The sequence below is a fragment of the Sphingomonas sinipercae genome (assembly GCF_011302055.1).
Classification (GTDB): Bacteria; Pseudomonadota; Alphaproteobacteria; order Sphingomonadales; family Sphingomonadaceae; genus Sphingomicrobium; species Sphingomicrobium sinipercae.
Window position 1 is genome coordinate 624,158 of record NZ_CP049871.1, and the last position, 14,704, is coordinate 638,861.

Annotated in this window: 15 protein-coding genes; 5 read left to right on the forward strand and 10 right to left on the reverse strand. The window is 66.9% G+C overall.

What is annotated here, in order from left to right:
- Positions 1-61 precede the first annotated feature (61 nt).
- Positions 62-1,567: a M20/M25/M40 family metallo-hydrolase gene (locus tag G7078_RS03180; protein WP_166092917.1), complete on the forward strand. Its 1,506-nt coding sequence runs from the start codon at positions 62-64 to the stop codon at positions 1,565-1,567.
- Here G7078_RS03180 and G7078_RS03185 read toward each other — a convergent pair.
- Genes G7078_RS03185 through G7078_RS03195 form a run of 3 tightly spaced genes read right to left on the reverse strand, consistent with a single transcriptional unit; the run spans position 1,564 to position 4,486 of the window.
- The gene (locus G7078_RS03185; RefSeq protein ID WP_166092919.1) at positions 1,564-1,845 is read right to left on the reverse strand and encodes a hypothetical protein; all 282 of its coding nucleotides are present in this window, start codon (positions 1,843-1,845) and stop codon (positions 1,564-1,566) included. The two genes, G7078_RS03180 and G7078_RS03185, sit on opposite strands and share 4 nt — an antisense overlap.
- 41 nt (positions 1,846-1,886) lie before the next feature.
- Entirely contained in the window at positions 1,887-4,301 is a 2,415-nt protein-coding gene (locus tag G7078_RS03190; protein ID WP_166096088.1) for a ligase-associated DNA damage response DEXH box helicase, read from the reverse strand.
- Positions 4,298-4,486 (reverse strand): hypothetical protein, encoded by a 189-nt coding sequence (locus G7078_RS03195; protein WP_166092921.1) that lies wholly within the window; start codon positions 4,484-4,486, stop codon positions 4,298-4,300. Before G7078_RS03195 ends, G7078_RS03190 begins: the two co-directional genes overlap by 4 nt.
- Positions 4,487-4,542: 56 nt before the next feature.
- Between G7078_RS03195 and G7078_RS03200 the strand changes: the two genes are divergently transcribed.
- Together G7078_RS03200 and G7078_RS03205 are read left to right on the forward strand one after the other, a co-directional pair.
- The gene (locus tag G7078_RS03200) at positions 4,543-5,541 is read left to right on the forward strand and encodes a ligase-associated DNA damage response exonuclease (protein WP_166092923.1); all 999 of its coding nucleotides are present in this window, start codon (positions 4,543-4,545) and stop codon (positions 5,539-5,541) included.
- Positions 5,542-5,559: 18 nt separating this feature from the next.
- Complete coding sequence (locus tag G7078_RS03205) at positions 5,560-6,747, forward strand: BaiN/RdsA family NAD(P)/FAD-dependent oxidoreductase (RefSeq protein ID WP_281346918.1); 1,188 nt, start codon at positions 5,560-5,562, stop codon at positions 6,745-6,747.
- 5 nt (positions 6,748-6,752) lie between these two features.
- On the opposite strand, the gene pgmG is transcribed toward G7078_RS03205, so the two are convergent.
- The gene (gene pgmG / locus G7078_RS03210) at positions 6,753-8,132 is read right to left on the reverse strand and encodes a phosphoglucomutase/phosphomannomutase PgmG (RefSeq protein ID WP_166092925.1); all 1,380 of its coding nucleotides are present in this window, start codon (positions 8,130-8,132) and stop codon (positions 6,753-6,755) included.
- A 32-nt stretch (positions 8,133-8,164) separates the two neighbouring features.
- Positions 8,165-8,959: a division plane positioning ATPase MipZ gene (locus G7078_RS03215; RefSeq protein WP_166092928.1), complete on the reverse strand. Its 795-nt coding sequence runs from the start codon at positions 8,957-8,959 to the stop codon at positions 8,165-8,167.
- A gap of 80 nt (positions 8,960-9,039) precedes the next feature.
- On the opposite strand from G7078_RS03215, the gene panC reads away from it, so the two are divergent.
- Both panC and G7078_RS03225 read left to right on the forward strand, forming a co-directional pair.
- Complete coding sequence (gene panC / locus G7078_RS03220) at positions 9,040-9,876, forward strand: pantoate--beta-alanine ligase (protein ID WP_166092930.1); 837 nt, start codon at positions 9,040-9,042, stop codon at positions 9,874-9,876.
- A 75-nt stretch (positions 9,877-9,951) separates the two neighbouring features.
- The gene (locus tag G7078_RS03225; RefSeq protein WP_166092932.1) at positions 9,952-10,251 is read left to right on the forward strand and encodes an SEL1-like repeat protein; all 300 of its coding nucleotides are present in this window, start codon (positions 9,952-9,954) and stop codon (positions 10,249-10,251) included.
- Here the strand turns inward: G7078_RS03225 and G7078_RS03230 are convergent.
- The 5 genes from G7078_RS03230 to ruvB are packed head-to-tail and all read right to left on the reverse strand — an operon-like array spanning position 10,248 to position 14,620.
- A complete protein-coding gene (locus G7078_RS03230; protein WP_166092934.1) occupies positions 10,248-10,685 on the reverse strand; it encodes an OmpA family protein in 438 nt (145 codons plus the stop codon). The genes G7078_RS03225 and G7078_RS03230 overlap by 4 nt on opposite strands.
- Positions 10,686-10,690: 5 nt before the next feature.
- Complete coding sequence (gene tolB, locus G7078_RS03235) at positions 10,691-11,998, reverse strand: Tol-Pal system beta propeller repeat protein TolB (RefSeq protein ID WP_166092937.1); 1,308 nt, start codon at positions 11,996-11,998, stop codon at positions 10,691-10,693.
- Complete coding sequence (locus G7078_RS03240) at positions 11,995-12,444, reverse strand: YbgC/FadM family acyl-CoA thioesterase (RefSeq protein ID WP_166092939.1); 450 nt, start codon at positions 12,442-12,444, stop codon at positions 11,995-11,997. Before G7078_RS03240 ends, tolB begins: the two co-directional genes overlap by 4 nt.
- Entirely contained in the window at positions 12,441-13,580 is a 1,140-nt protein-coding gene (locus G7078_RS03245) for a DUF3089 domain-containing protein (protein ID WP_166092941.1), read from the reverse strand. Before G7078_RS03245 ends, G7078_RS03240 begins: the two co-directional genes overlap by 4 nt.
- Entirely contained in the window at positions 13,577-14,620 is a 1,044-nt protein-coding gene (ruvB, locus tag G7078_RS03250) for a Holliday junction branch migration DNA helicase RuvB (RefSeq protein ID WP_166092943.1), read from the reverse strand. Before ruvB ends, G7078_RS03245 begins: the two co-directional genes overlap by 4 nt.
- Positions 14,621-14,704 lie beyond the last annotated feature (84 nt).

Genomic DNA, 14,704 nt, shown 5'->3' on the forward strand with positions numbered 1-14,704 from the left:
CCAATGCGCTGGACAGCCGTGCTTCGGCGCGCAATCGTGCCCCGGTCAAAAAACGGGGGACATGATGCGAAACTGGGTCACGGGTCTGGCGCTGCTTGCAACGGCGGCAACCACTTCTGCGGGGGCGGCAACGCCGGGCCGCGGGCAGCTGCAGGCCGCGGTCAAGGCGGAGCATTCGGCCAATGTGAAGCGGCTGCAGGACTGGATCGCCCACCCGACCATCGCGGCGGAAAAGACCAACGTCGACAAGGGCGCGGAATATATGCGCGGCCTGCTGCTCGACGCCGGCTTCCAGCAAGCGAAGATCGTGCCGACCTCCGGCGTTCCGGGTGTGTTCGCAACGCTCGACGCCGGGGCGCCGACGACGCTTGGGATCTACTTCATGTACGACGTGAAGCAGTATGTGCCGAGCGAGTGGTCGTCGCCCCCGCTGGAGGCGCGATTGGTCGACCGGCCGGAAGGCAAGGCCATCGTCGGCCGCGGGGCGGTCAACCAGAAGGGGCCCGAAATGGCCTTTCTCGCCGCGCTTCGAGCGTTCAAGGCGACCGGGCGCAAGCTGCCGGTCAACATCGTGCTGGTGGCCGAGGGCGAAGAGGAAATCGCGTCCCCCAACTTCCACGAGGTCATCGCCAATCCCGAAGTCCAGGCGGCGATGAGCAAGGCCATCGGCGTGTTCATTCCCGGCGCCGGGCAGGAATCGAACGGCGCGACCTCCATCGACCTCGGTGCCAAGGGCGCGATCGAGCTGCAGCTTATTTCAAGCGGCGAGCACTGGGGCCGTGGGCCGGCCAAGGATGTCCATTCCAGCCTGATGGCGATCGTCGACAGTCCCGCTTGGCGGCTGGTCAAGGCGCTCGACACGCTGGTCGCCGATGACGGGCACACGCCGGCGATCGACGGCTGGTTCGAAAATGTCGTGCCACTCACCGCACGGCAGAAAGAATTGATCGCCCAGGGCGTGAAGAATTCCAACGAAGTCGAAACCAAGGCGCAACTCGGCGTCAAGCAATGGATCGACAATGAGGATTACCTGACCGCCTCCTATCGCCTGGCGCAGCAGCCGACGGTGAACATCCAGGGCCTCGTCAGCGGCTACACCGGCCCCGGCGGCAAGACCGTCCTTCCGGGCCGCGCCGAAGCGAAGATCGACCTGCGGCTGGTCCCCAACATGACCAAGGACGAAGCGGTGGCGAAGCTGAAAGCGCACCTGGCGAAGCGCGGCTTTTCCGACATCATCGTCAACGTCAGCGGCGGTTACGGGCCGACTCAGTCGGATGAGAACAGTCTGCTGGTGCAATCGCAAATCCGGACGCTCAAGCGCGCCGGCGTCGAATATTCGCTCAGTCCGCGCCTGGCCGGTTCATGGCCGGGCGTGACCTTCACCGGTCCGCCGCTCAAGCTGCCGGCGGTCGGTTTCGGGCTCGGCACCGGCGGCGGCGCGCATGCGCCGAACGAATGGTATCTGATCCACAGCAGCAACCCCAAGGTCGCGGGGTTCGATGAATCGGCGATGTTCTACGTCGATTATCTCTACGACCTGGCGGAGATGGCGCCCAAGGGCCGCTAGCGCGGCGGCATCGGGACGCAGCTATCGGTAGGGAGCGGCCGGCCCTTGCGGCACCGCTCCTCCATCTGCCGAAGCTCGCGCCCGCGCCGTTCCTCGGCCTCGCGCAGCTGGCGTCCGCGCTTCTGGTCGGCTTCGGCCTGGCTGGTCGTCACTGCATCGACGCCGGCGGACACCGCCTTCACCGGCAGGGTGACGACATCGACGGCAGTGCTTGCGACCTGGCCGACGACACAGCCCGACAGCGGTGCGGCAAGCATGACAAGGATGAACTTTTTCATCCCGCTGGAATCGCACGGGCGGCAACCGATGGCAACGCGGGTCATATTCGCATCGCCTCGTTGGCAAGGGCTTCCGCCTCGACCAGCAGGCTGTCGTCGGCCTGCGTGCCCGATGGCAGGGCCTCGCGGCCGACGATGACCATCAGCGGCACCGCCATCGGCGTGATCCGGTCCGCCTCGACGTGCACCATGGTTGCCGCGGCCCGGTCGACCAGCCGCACCAGCCGCCCAAGCTCCGTCATCCGCGACCGGGCGTCGTCCCAGGCCGCGCGCAGCAGCAAATGCTGCGGCTCGTACCGCCGCAGCACGTCGTAGATGAGGTCGGTCGAAAAGCTCACCTGCTTGCCGGTCTTGCGCCGCCCGGGGTGCTGCCGCTCGACGAGCCCGCCGATCACCGCCACTTCGCGGAAGGCATTTTTCAGCAGCATCGAATTCTCCACCCAATCGACGAACTCGCGCTCCAGGATGTCGGGGGAAAATAGCGCTTTGGGGTCGGTGATCGGCTCCAGCCCATAGCAGGCGATGCCATAGTCGTTGGCGACGAAGCCCATCGGCTTCAGCCCCGCGGTTTCCATCCGGCGGGTGATCAACATGCCGAGCGACTGGTGGGCGTTCCAGCCTTCGAAGCTGTAGGCGACCATGTAATGCAGCCGTTCGTGCTGGAAGGTTTCGACCAGCAGTTCGTCGGGTTCCGGAATCCGTGATCGGCGGTCCTGCACTTCCAGCCATTCGCTGACGCCTTCCGGGAAGCGGGCCCAGTCGTTGCGGTCGGCAATCATTTGCCGGACCCGGTTGGCGAGGTGCGTGGACATGCTCATCCGCTGGCCGCCGTAAGTGACGATCCGCGCTTCTTTCGACGATGCGCGGACCAGGATGTCCGTGTCCTTGAACTGCTCGACCTCAAGGCTGAGGCCCGAGAAATAGAAATGGTCGCCGACGGTCAGGGTCGATGCATAGCCTTCCTCGATGGTGCCGAGCTTGCGGCCGTTGCGAAAGCGGACGGTCAGCAACGGCTGCTCGACAATCACGCCCGCATTCAGCCGGTGCTGCGCGGCGATGGTCGGCTTGGCGATCCGCCAGGTGCCGTCGCTTTCCCGGACCAGCCGCCGGAACTTGTCGTAGGCCTTGAGGGAATAGCCGCCGGTGGCGATGAAATTGAGGATCTCCTCGAACGTCTCGTCCTTCAGCCCGGCGTAGGGTGCGGCGGATCGCACTTCGGCAAGCATCGCGCTTTCATGGAAAGGCGACGCGCAGGCCATCGCCAGCAAATGCTGGGCAAGTACGTCGAGCGTGCCCGGCCGGAGCTGCTCGGGATCGAGCTCGCCGTCGTCGATCGCGTCCAGCGCCGCGCGCGCCTCCATATATTCGAAGCGGTTGCCGGGGACGACGATGCCCTTGCTGGGCTCGTCGAGGCGATGGTTGGCGCGGCCGATCCGCTGCAGCAGTCGTGAACTCCCCTTGGGCGCGCCCATCTGCACCACCAGGTCGATGTCGCCCCAGTCGATGCCAAGGTCCAGGCTGGCGGTGGCGACCAGCCCGCGCAGCTTGCCCGCCGCCATCGCCGCTTCAACCTTGCGGCGCGCCTCCAGCGCCAGGCTGCCGTGATGGATTCCAATCGGCAGCGACTTGTCGTTGACCGTCCACAGGTCCTGGAAAATCAGCTCGGCCAGGCTGCGCGTATTGCAGAAGACGAGCGTGGTGCGGTGCTGCTCGATCAGCTCCATGACTTCGCGCGCGGCATGGCGGCCGGAATGGCCGGACCAGGGGATCCGGTTCTGCGGGATCAGGATCGACAGGTCCGGCTCCGCGCCGGGATCGCCCTGCACCAGCGCGACCGTTTCGATGTCGCCATCCGGCGCGAGCCAGGCGCGATAGGCGTCCGGGTCGCTGATCGTCGCCGACAGCCCAACGCGCCGAAGGCCGGGTGCCAGGTGGTGAAGCCGGGCGATGGACAGCGCCAGCAGGTCGCCGCGCTTCTCCCGTGCGAAGGCGTGAAGCTCGTCGATGACGATGGTCTTCAAACCCGCGAACATCGTCGCGCTGTCGGGATAGCTGAGCAGCAGGCTCAGCGATTCGGGCGTCGTCAGCAATATTTGCGGCGGCCGCACGCGTTGCCGCGCCTTGCGGTCGGACGGCGTATCGCCGCTACGGGTCTCGGCGCGGATGTCGAGGCCCATCTCCTCGATCGGCCCGACGAGGTTGCGCTGGACATCGACGCCAAGCGCCTTGAGCGGCGAAACATAGAGGGTGTGCAGCCCTTCGGCCGGGGCCTCGGCCAGGTCGCAGATGGTCGGCAGGAAGCCGGACAAGGTCTTGCCCGACCCGGTCGCCGCGACCAGCAACGCATTGCGCCCCGCGCGGGCGGCGTCGAGCATGTCGAGCTGGTGCCGCCGCGGCTGCCAGCCACGCTCGGCGAACCATTGCTCGACGACGGCTGGAAGCGGCGCCCTGCTCAGAGCCCGTCGGTCCCCTCGCGGCGGCGCGCTTCCTCATCCGCATAGAGCTCGCGCGTGCCTGCGTCCGCGCGCCGGTCCTCGACCGAATTGCGCTTCGAACGGGTGCGCAGCACCAGCCATAGCAAGACGACCACGATCAGCGCCGGACCGACGATGTTCATGAGCGCCCACATCGCATCAGCCATACAATTTCCTCCCTGATATTCGGAACGCATAAGAGCCTTCGTTCATATAGCTCACAATGGCGCGCATCGGTTCCTGCATCGAGGTTTTTCCCGAAGGCATTTACGTCAAGCCGGCCGACGCGTGGATCGACCCTTCGCAGCCCAAGCCGAGGGCGTTGGTCACCCACGGCCATGGCGACCATGCCCGCGGCGGCCACGGCGCCGTGCTCGCAACGCCCGAGACGCTCGCGATCATGGGCGTGCGCTACGGCGACCAGAACGGCCAGCCGCTTGCTTATGGCGAAAGCGTCCGCGTCGGCGACGTCGACGTCAGCTTCGTTCCTGCCGGCCACGTGCTCGGCTCGGCCCAGATCGTGCTCGAACATGGCGGTGAGCGCGTGGTCGTTTCCGGCGATTACAAGCGGCGCGCCGACCCGACGTGCGAGCCGTTCGTGCCGGTCCCTTGCGACGTCTTCATCACCGAAGCGACCTTTGGCCTACCGGTATTCCGACATCCCGATATCGGCGGGGAAATGGACAAGCTGCTCCACCGGCTGCACGCTGACCCGTCACGGTGCGTGCTGGTCGGGGCCTATGCGCTGGGCAAGGCGCAGCGGGTGATTTGCGAACTTCGCCGCCGCGGTCACCATGACCCGATCTACTACCACGGCGCCCTCGAACGGCTGTGCCAGCTCTACCAGGAACTCGGCGTCGATCTGGGCGAGCTCCGCCATGTCGCGAGCGCGACCAAAGAGGAGATGAAGGGCCACATCGTCATTGCCCCGCCCGGCCAGCTCAACGACCGCTGGTCGCGGCGCCTGCCCGACCCGATTACGGCCATGGCCTCGGGGTGGATGCGGATCCGCCAGCGCGCGCGCCAGTCGAACATCGAACTGCCGCTGATCATTTCCGACCATGCCGACTGGGACGAGCTGACCTGCACCATCCGCGACGTGGCCCCGAGCGAGGTCTGGATCACCCATGGCCGCGAGGAAGCGCTCAAGCACTGGTGCATGACCCACCAGATCAAGGCGCGGGAGCTCAACCTCATCGGCTACGAAGACGAGGACGACTGATCCGGTTAGAGGGGCTGCGTGCAGCGGTCCGGCCCAGAAGAATTTGATGCGATCGTCCTCGGCGGCGGCGGCGCCGGGCTGATGTGCGCCGGTGTCGCGGCGCAGCGTGGGCGGCGTATCCTGCTGGTCGACCATGCCGACGCGCCGGGCAAGAAGATCCTGATCTCCGGCGGCGGCCGCTGCAACTTCACCAACATCAACGCCAGCCCGGCCCAATATCTTTCCGCCAACCCGCATTTCATGAAGTCGGCGATGGCTCGCTACACGGCGCAGGACTTCATCGACCTTGTCGATGCGCACGGCATCGCCTGGCACGAAAAGACGCTTGGCCAATTGTTCTGCGACGGATCGGCGAAGCAGATCGTCGCGATGCTGCTTGCGGAATGCGCGAAGGGCGGAGCTGAACTTCAGCTCGGCCATGCCATTCGCGATATCGAACATGCCGATGGGCGCTTCCGGGTACAGGTCGGGGAGCGGACGGTCGCCGCGCCCAAGCTGGTCATCGCCACGGGCGGTCCGTCGATCCCCAAGCTTGGCGCAACTGGCTTCGCTTATGAGCTTGCCCGCCGTTTCGGGCTCAAGGTGGTCGAGCCGCGCCCCGCGCTCGTGCCGCTGACGCTGGGCGGCGACGAAGTGCTGTTCCGTGAGCTTTCCGGCGTCGCCACCGACGTCGTCGCGAAGCACGGCAAGACCCGCTTCCGCGAGGCGGCGCTGTTCACCCATCGCGGCCTGTCGGGGCCGGCGATCCTGCAGATTTCCTCTTATTGGCGGCCGGGCGAGGAGATTGGGATCGATTTCCTGCCGGATGCCGAGCCCGGGCATTTCCAGGCCGCCAAGAGGACCCGCCCGTCGGCGGACTTTGCCGCCACGCTCCGCGCGCTGCTTCCGGGCAGGCTTGCCGACACGCTGGGCGATAAGCTGGGCGTGGCCGGCGACCTCGGCAACGTCAGCGACAAGGCCCTGGCGGCGGCCGAGCAGCGCCTGCGCGACTGGCGCTTCCGGCCGAACGGCACCGAAGGCTTTGCCAAGGCGGAAGTGACGGTCGGCGGCATCGCCACCGCCGGGCTTTCCTCAACGACGATGGAGGCCAAATCCGTGCCCGGACTCTACGCGATCGGCGAGGCGGTGGACGTCACCGGCTGGCTTGGCGGCTACAACTTCCAATGGGCCTGGGCGAGCGGCTGGGCCGCTGCGCAGGCGCTATAACCGGGCTAGTGCGCCCCCTCGGTGCGCTCGATCCCCGACTGACCAAGCTGCTCGTCGATCTGCGCCATCAGGCGCGCCAGGCCGCTTTCATCGCTGGATTCAGCGCGTGCCACCAGCACGTCCTGCGTGTTCGAAGCGCGCAGCAGCCACCAGCCGTCGCCGGTGTTCACCCGCACGCCGTCGGTGGAATCGACCTTGGCGCCGGTCCCGGCAAGACGTTGCCGGACCTCGTCTATCACGGCGAACTTCCGGCTCTCGTCCACCGGAAAGCGCAATTCGGGCGTGGAGGTCGTGCTGGGCATGGCGTCCATCAGTTCGGTCAGGCTCTTGCCCGACCGGCTGACGGCTTCGATCAGCCGCACGGCCGCGTAGAGCGCGTCGTCAAAGCCGTACCAGCGGTGCTTGAAGAAAATGTGGCCGCTCATCTCGCCCGCGAGCGGCGCCCCGGTTTCCTTCATCTTCGACTTGATCAGGCTGTGGCCGGTGTTCCACATCAACGGCTTGCCGCCCAAGGCGGCGATGCCGTCGAACAGCACCTGGCTGGCCTTCACGTCGGCAATGATCGTCGCGCCCGGAAGCTCCTCAAGCACGGGCTCGGCCAGGATCAGCATGAGCTGGTCGCCCCAGATCACTCGGCCCTTGCCATCGACGGCGCCGATGCGGTCGCCGTCGCCGTCGAAGGCGATGCCGAAGTCCAGCTGCTTGTCCGCGACCAGCCGCTTCAGGTCCTCAAGGTTGGCTTCCACCGTCGGGTCCGGATGGTGGTTGGGGAAGGTGCCGTCGATCTCGGTGAAAATGGTGAAATGCTGCCCAGGAAGACGATCGACCAGCCGGTCAAGGATCGGTCCGGCGGCGCCGTTGCCCGCGTCCCAGCCGATGCGGAAGTCGCCGCCCTGGAAATCCTCGACCAGCCGATCGACGTAGGCCTGGCTGATATCGACCTCTTCGACGGTGCCTTCGCCATTGCTCCAATGCCCGTCGCTGGCGCGGCGGCCGATGTGCTGGATCGCCTCGCCGAAGACCGAGCCGCCCTTCAGCAGCATCTTGAACCCGTTATAGTCGGCGGGGTTGTGGCTGCCCGTGACCTGGATGCCGCCGTCGACGTCGAGGTAGTATGTGGCGAAGTAGAGCATCGGGCTTGGGCCCCGGCCGATCAGGACCGCGTCGATGCCGCCTTCGGTCAGCCCGCGCACCAGTGCCGCCTCCAGCTGTCCGGAATGGGTGCGCCCGTCGCGGCCGACCGCGATCCGCTTGGCGCCTTCCTCGCGGGCGATGGCCGCATAGGTTCGCCCAAGCGCGTAGGCGTCGTCTTCGTGGAGCGTCTTTCCGACAATTCCGCGAATGTCATATTCGCGGAGGATGGTTGCGTTGAATGTGTGAGTCATCAGGCTTTCGAACGTAGCAAGCGGGCGTTGGTTCAGCCCGCGGCGGCGAGCCTCTGGTCTTCACCGGCATTGGGAATGCCAAGGCCCGAGATCATCTCCCGAAGTTCCTGGCGGGCGGCGATATGGCCAATGCCGACCTCGCCGAGCTGCTGCAAGTCCAGAAGCGTGATGCCCTTGGGAAACAGTTCGCGATAGACGACCCGCTCGCCAAGGCCCGGAATCACTCGGAATCCGACCCGCTTGGCAAGCTCGTTCAGCGCGGCGCCGACGCGGCGCAGGTTATGCGATTCGATGTGTTGCAAGCGGTTGCGAAGGACCACCCAGTCGACGCTTTTGCCGGTGACCTTGGCCCGCTGGGTGCGGCTGTTCCAGATCAGCTCGGCGTAGAAGCTGGGCTTGGTGACCTTGAAATTTTCCGGGTGGACCTGGCCGATGAGGTCGAGGTCGACGAAGCTGTCGTTCATCGGCGTCACCAAAGTGTCGGCTTTGAGGATCGCGGCGCGGGCGATCGCGTCGTCGCGGCCAGGCGTGTCGATGACGATGACGTCGGCGTCCTGCGACAGCCGGTCGATGGCGGCGTCCAATGCTTCTTCGGTCTGGTCGGCAAGCACTTCGTAACGCGCCTGCGGAAGGTCGGTTGAAAGACGGCGGATCGTCGCGTCGCGGTTCTCGAGGTAGCGGGTCATTGTCCGCTGCCGGCTGTCGAGGTCGAGCGCGGCGACGCGGTGGCCGGACGCGGCAAGCGCAACCGCCGTGTGCACCGCCGTCGTCGACTTGCCGGTGCCGCCCTTTTCGTTGGCGAAGACGATGAAATGCGGCTGGCCCATGCTTCGGCCCCCTTGTGTTTGACCCCCCGCGCGTTGAAAGCGCGGCCCACTTGGGCCAGCTTACCGGAGGGGAATCGGCGGTGCAAACAGTCCGTGACACTGGCCAGCTTGGAAACGCGCTGGTCGCGCTCCGCGCCGGCGGCCACCGGGTTGCGCTGGTGCCGACGATGGGCGCGCTTCACGCCGGGCACATGGCCCTGGTCGAAGAAGCGCAGCGGCAGGCCGACCGGGTCGTCGTCAGCATCTTCGTCAACCCGCTGCAGTTCGGCGCCAACGAAGACCTCGACCGCTATCCGCGGCAGGAGGAGGAAGATGCCCGGCGGCTGAATCAGGCCGGCTGCGACCTTCTGTGGATGCCGACGGCGCAGCAGATGTACCCGGCGGGCTTCGCCACCACGGTCAGCGTCGGCAAGCTGGGCGAGCGCTGGGAGGGCGAGGCCCGGCCCGGCCATTTCGATGGCGTCGCGACGGTGGTCGCCAAGTTGCTGGCGACGGTCAGGCCCGACGTCGCGGTGTTCGGCGAAAAGGATTTCCAGCAGCTGGCGGTGATCAGGCGGATGGCGACGGACCTCGCCCTGGGCGCCGCTATCGTCGGCCTGCCGACGGTTCGCGATCCCGACGGCCTCGCTTTGTCTTCGCGCAATGCCTACCTTTCGCCGCAGGAGCGCCAGCAGGCGCTGGCGCTGCCCAATGCGCTGCGCGACGCGGCGGAGAAGATCGCGGCTGGCGGCGACGTTGCCGAGGCGCTCGGCGCGGCCCGCCGGTCCCTTGCCGACGCCGGCTTCCGGACCGATTATTTCGCCTTGGTCGATGCCGCGACGCTCGAGCCAATCAGCGCGCCGGCGGGGCGGATGCGCCTGATTGCAGCGGCGACGATCGGCACCACGCGCCTGATCGACAACCTGCCGCTCGATTGATGGTTTTTTCGCGTTAACCATTTTTTCGTGAAGTCGGGCCGACAACTCACCGCAACGGGAACAGGGGAGTTGGAAATGGCGATCAGTGAGAAAGCAGCAGAGTTCTTGGTCCGCAGCCGGCTGGCCGATGCGGAAGCGGGCGATGTCGATGCCCTCTTCGAACTTGGCGTAACCTATTCGACCGGCCGGGGGGCTATTCCGGTCGACCTCATCGAAGCGCACAAGTGGTTCAACCTCGCCGCGCTTTCGGGCTGCACCCGCGGCCAGGAATGCCGGGCCGAAATCGCGGTCGAAATGACTGCCCGCGAAATCGCCGAAGCCCAGCGCCAGGCGCGCGCCTGGCTGGGCAGCACGCCGCAGCGCTACGCCGCCTAGCGGACGATCATCACCACGCGGGGGCCGACCCCGACGACGGTGGTGCCGATCCGCATCGTTCCGGGGCGTTCCTTGCCCCAGGTTGCGACGGCCAGCCGTTCGGGCGGGATGCCCTGCGTAATCAGGAAGTCGCGCACTTCCGAGGCGCGCCGCTCGCCGATGGCGAATGCATAATCCCTTGTGTCGCCCTGGTCGCCGTGGCCTTCGAGCCGGAGGGTGGCGAACGGATTGGCGCGAAGCCATTGCGCCGTCGCCCGCAAGGTGCCGAGCGCCTGCGCCGTCAGCCCATAACCCTGCGACGAGAAATAGACCGTGTCCGCCCCAGCTCCCGTCGCCAGGCTGGCCTGTGGGGAGGGCGGCGCCGGCGCGGGCCGCTGCGCCTGCGCGGTGCCGGCGAGCGAAAGTGCCAGAATTGCGATCGTCAGCTTGCTCATCGCATCTACTCCTGCGGCCGCGACCAGGCGGGGTCGGACGCGTCACCCGGGGTCGTCACCGGGGTCGCCTCTCCGCCGCCAAGGGCGATGGTGAATAAGCGCGAGCGGCCGTTAGCCTGCCGCTGGAACAGCAGATGGCTGCTGCTCGGCCCCCAGGTCGGCGCTTCATCGGCAGGCCCGTTCGTGACCAGCCGCATGTTCGCGCCGTTGGCATCCATCACGCCGATCTTGCGGAACGGGCCGTCGACCTTGGTGAAGGCGATGCGCTCTCCATCCGGGCTCCAGCGCGGGGAACCGTGGCCGCCGGAACCGAAGCTGATCCGCCGCTCGTTCGAGCCGTCGGCGTTCATCACATAGATTTGCGGCTGCCCCGAGCGGTCGCTTTCGAACACGATCCTCGATCCGTCGGGCGAGAAGCTGGCGCTGGTGTCCGCGCCCGGCGTGGCCGTCAGCCGGCTCGCCAGGCCGCTGCGCAGGTCCATCACGTGCAGGTCGGTGTTGCCGCCTTCCGAGCGCGCGAACACGACCAGGTTGCCGTCGGGGGAGAAGCGCGGGGCCGAGGTGATGCTGTTGTCAGTCAGCAGCGGCCGCGCCTCGCCACTGTTCATCGACAGGATCATCGCTTGGGGCCGGCCGTCACTAAGGCCGACGAAGGCGAGGCGGTCGCCCTTCGGCGACCAGGCGGGGCTGACGACGGTGACGTCGCCGGCGGTCAGATATTTGTGATCGGCAAGGTCGAAATCCTGCACCGCCAGGCGCTTGACCCGCACCGGCCCGGCGCTCGTTTCCTCGACATAAGCGATGCGCGAGTGGAACAGGCCGGGTTCGCCGGTCGCTTTCTCGTAGATGGCGTCGGCGCAGCGATGGGCAGCCTTGCGCCAGTCGCTGGGCGCGATGATGAAGCCCTTGCGGGTCAACTCCCGCTCCCGCTGCACATCGTAGAGGTAGCAGCCGACCGTCAGCCTGCCGTCGGAACGGGCCTGGACGAAGCCGGTCACCAGCTGCCCGGCGGCGGTCTTCTGCCACATCGGGTAAGTCGGCGCCGTCACTTCCGGGAAGGAGGGGATCCGAACCGACTCAAGATTCACCGGCGCAAAGCGCTGGCTGAAGGTCAGGTCCCTGGCGATGACTTCGGCCATTTTCGTGGCGATGGCATAGGTCGATCCGGCCGGGGTGGATTCATTCTTCGGCGTCGACAGCGGCGGCACTGCGATGGCGACGGCGCCGCCCGACCGGGCGGTCTGCGCAGCGGCGCCGGCGCTGCACAGAAGCGCGGCGAGGCTGAAAATGATCGTCCGGTTCGGCTTCATCATTGTCTTTCGCTGATCGCCTTGAACTTGTGCACCCATTCGCGCGGCTGCCGCTGCGGCCGGCCATCCGGCGTCAGGAAGGCCGCGGTGACCCGAGCATCGGTCAGCTGTTCACCACCGCGCATGACCCGTTGATGAATCTCGACCGAAACGCCACGAACTTCCTCGACCGCGCTGACGACGACCAGATCATCGCCAAGCCGGGCCGGCCGCATGTAGCGGATGTTGACCTCCGCGACCGCATAGACGCCGACGCCGTCGCGCTGGGCGGTGACCTGGTCGACTCCGGCCGCCCGGATCATGTCGGAACGGGCCCGCTCCATGAACTTCAGGTAATTGGCGTAATAGACGATGCCGGCGGTGTCGGTGTCTTCGAAATAGACGGTCAGCGCAAAGTGGTGCTCGCGCCCGACGAAGCCGCCGCGATAAGGGGTGTCGAAATCGTTCACCGCCGCCTTCCAAGTTCTTCGAGCTGCCGCAGCAGGTCGCCCTGGGCGATCACCATGTCGGCAAGGTGCATTCCCCAGCCGGGCAGGAACATGCCAAGCACCGCGACCTCGCCGCCGATGCGGTCGGTGCGCTTGTCTTTGAGATCGGCATTGGTGCGGACGGAAAGGTAGCCGCGGCGGCCGTCATTGACGCAGCGGGCGGATACCAGGCCTTCGGTACGCACGTAAGGCGTCGATGGCGCGCCTTCGGTCGACCATGCGATCGGTCCGCCGGGCACCGCCAGCCTGGAACGGGTGAAGAAGTAGCTGTCGAGCGGCTCCCAATTCGGCGAGCCGGGGCGGGCGGGATTGGTGCAAGCGACCGTCATGCCCGGAGGCGCGAAGCCGAAGATTGCGCCGTCGGGCGGCACGTTGCGCTCCCGGAAGCTGACCCAGCTCATCACGCAGCCGACCTGCGCCGGCGACGAGCAGAGCGGCGTTCGCTGGAAGGTGCCGCCGACCAGCCGGCCCTGCGGCACCAGCACGTTATAGCCGGGGATGATGGCGCGCAGCATCTGCCGGGCGACCGGCTTGCCCTCGATTTCCCGTCTGATCAGTTCCTGGATCATCAACGATCCCTGGCTGTGGCCGATCAGGACGAACGGGCGGCCCTTGTTCGACTTGGCGAGGTAGGTGCGCCAGGCGTTGGCGACGTCGTTGTAGGCGAGCTCCCCGGGGGCGCGCATATCGCTGCCGAATGCCGCCGCCGCGACCGCGCCCGAGGTCATCTGGCGATAGAGCGGGACGAAGGTCCGGCAAACCCCGGCAAAGCGGGCGAATTGCGTTTCGACCGCCGCCCGTTCGACATCGACGGTGAGGTCGCTGTTGAGGCCGCGGTCCCCCGAGACGGTCGGGTAGACGTAGAAGCAGTCGATCGGCGGATTTGCGGCAACTGTGCTGCGTCCGACCGAACCGTAGCCGTTGGCGTTGAGCGCGGTCGTCGGCAACGGCGTCGAGCAAACATCGGTGCGGCCGGGCAGGCAGATCCAGTTGCGGTCGAGCTGGTAATTGACGGCCGGCGTGGCGACGGGGGTCTGGGCGATGGCGGGCGTGGCGGCGGCAAGGCCGGCCAGAAACAGCAACGCGGTACGAATCACTTGGGCGCGGCTCCATTGTCGAACAGGCCCGTCTGGCTGCCCTGGGGCTGCGGCATGCCCAGATGCGCGTAGCCCCGGCCATTGAGGCAGCGTCCCCTTGCCGTTCGGGCGATGAGGCCGAGCTGAATGAGATAGGGCTCGATCACGTCTTCGATCGTGTCGCGCGGCTCCGACAAGCCGGCGGCCAGCGTCTCAACCCCGACCGGGCCGCCGCCGTAAAGGTCGGCGATCATCATCAAGTAGCGGCGGTCCATCGCGTCGAGGCCGAGCGCGTCGATTTCGAGGCGGGAGAGGGCACGGTCGGCAACGCCCGCGTCGACGGTCGCCGCCCCCGCGGCATGGGCGAAATCGCGAACCCGGCGGAGCAGCCGCCCGGCGATGCGCGGAGTCCCGCGGGAGCGGCGGGCGATCTCGCTGGAGCCGTCGTCGGTCATTTCAACGGCGAGCAGCCGGGCGGCGCGGCGGACCACCTGCTCAAGCTCATCGACCGTATAGAAATTGAGCCGAACCGGGATCCCGAAGCGGTCGCGCAGCGGCGTGGTCAGGAGCCCCTGCCGCGTGGTCGCGCCGACGAGGGTGAAGCGCGGCAGGTCGATCCGGACCGAGCGGGCCGACGGCCCTTCGCCGATCATCAGGTCGAGTGCGCGATCCTCCATCGCCGGGTAGAGCACTTCCTCGACGGCCGGATTGAGCCGGTGAATTTCGTCGATGAACAGGACGTCGCCGTCTTCCAGGTTGGTGAGCAGTGCGGCGAGGTCGCCCGACTTGGCGATGACCGGGCCCGACGTGGCGCGGAAGCCGACGCCCATTTCGCGGGCGAGGATCGCGGCCAGCGTCGTCTTGCCAAGGCCCGGCGGGCCGTGGAGCAGGACATGGTCGAGCGCTTCGCCGCGGCTCTTGGCCGCGCTGACGAAGACGCGCAGGTTTTCCCGCGCCGACTTCTGCCCGATGAATTCGTCGAGCGTCTTGGGTCGAAGCGCCGCGTCGGCATCCTCGCTGGTCCGCTCGGGCGTCGTGATTCGGGCGGGATCAGTCGCCATGAAGGTGCCTTATCGTCACTAAAGTCACGCGGTCGTGCAGCGTTTTCGTGACTTTAAGCGAACGGCCGGAGCCATCGGCGGAAC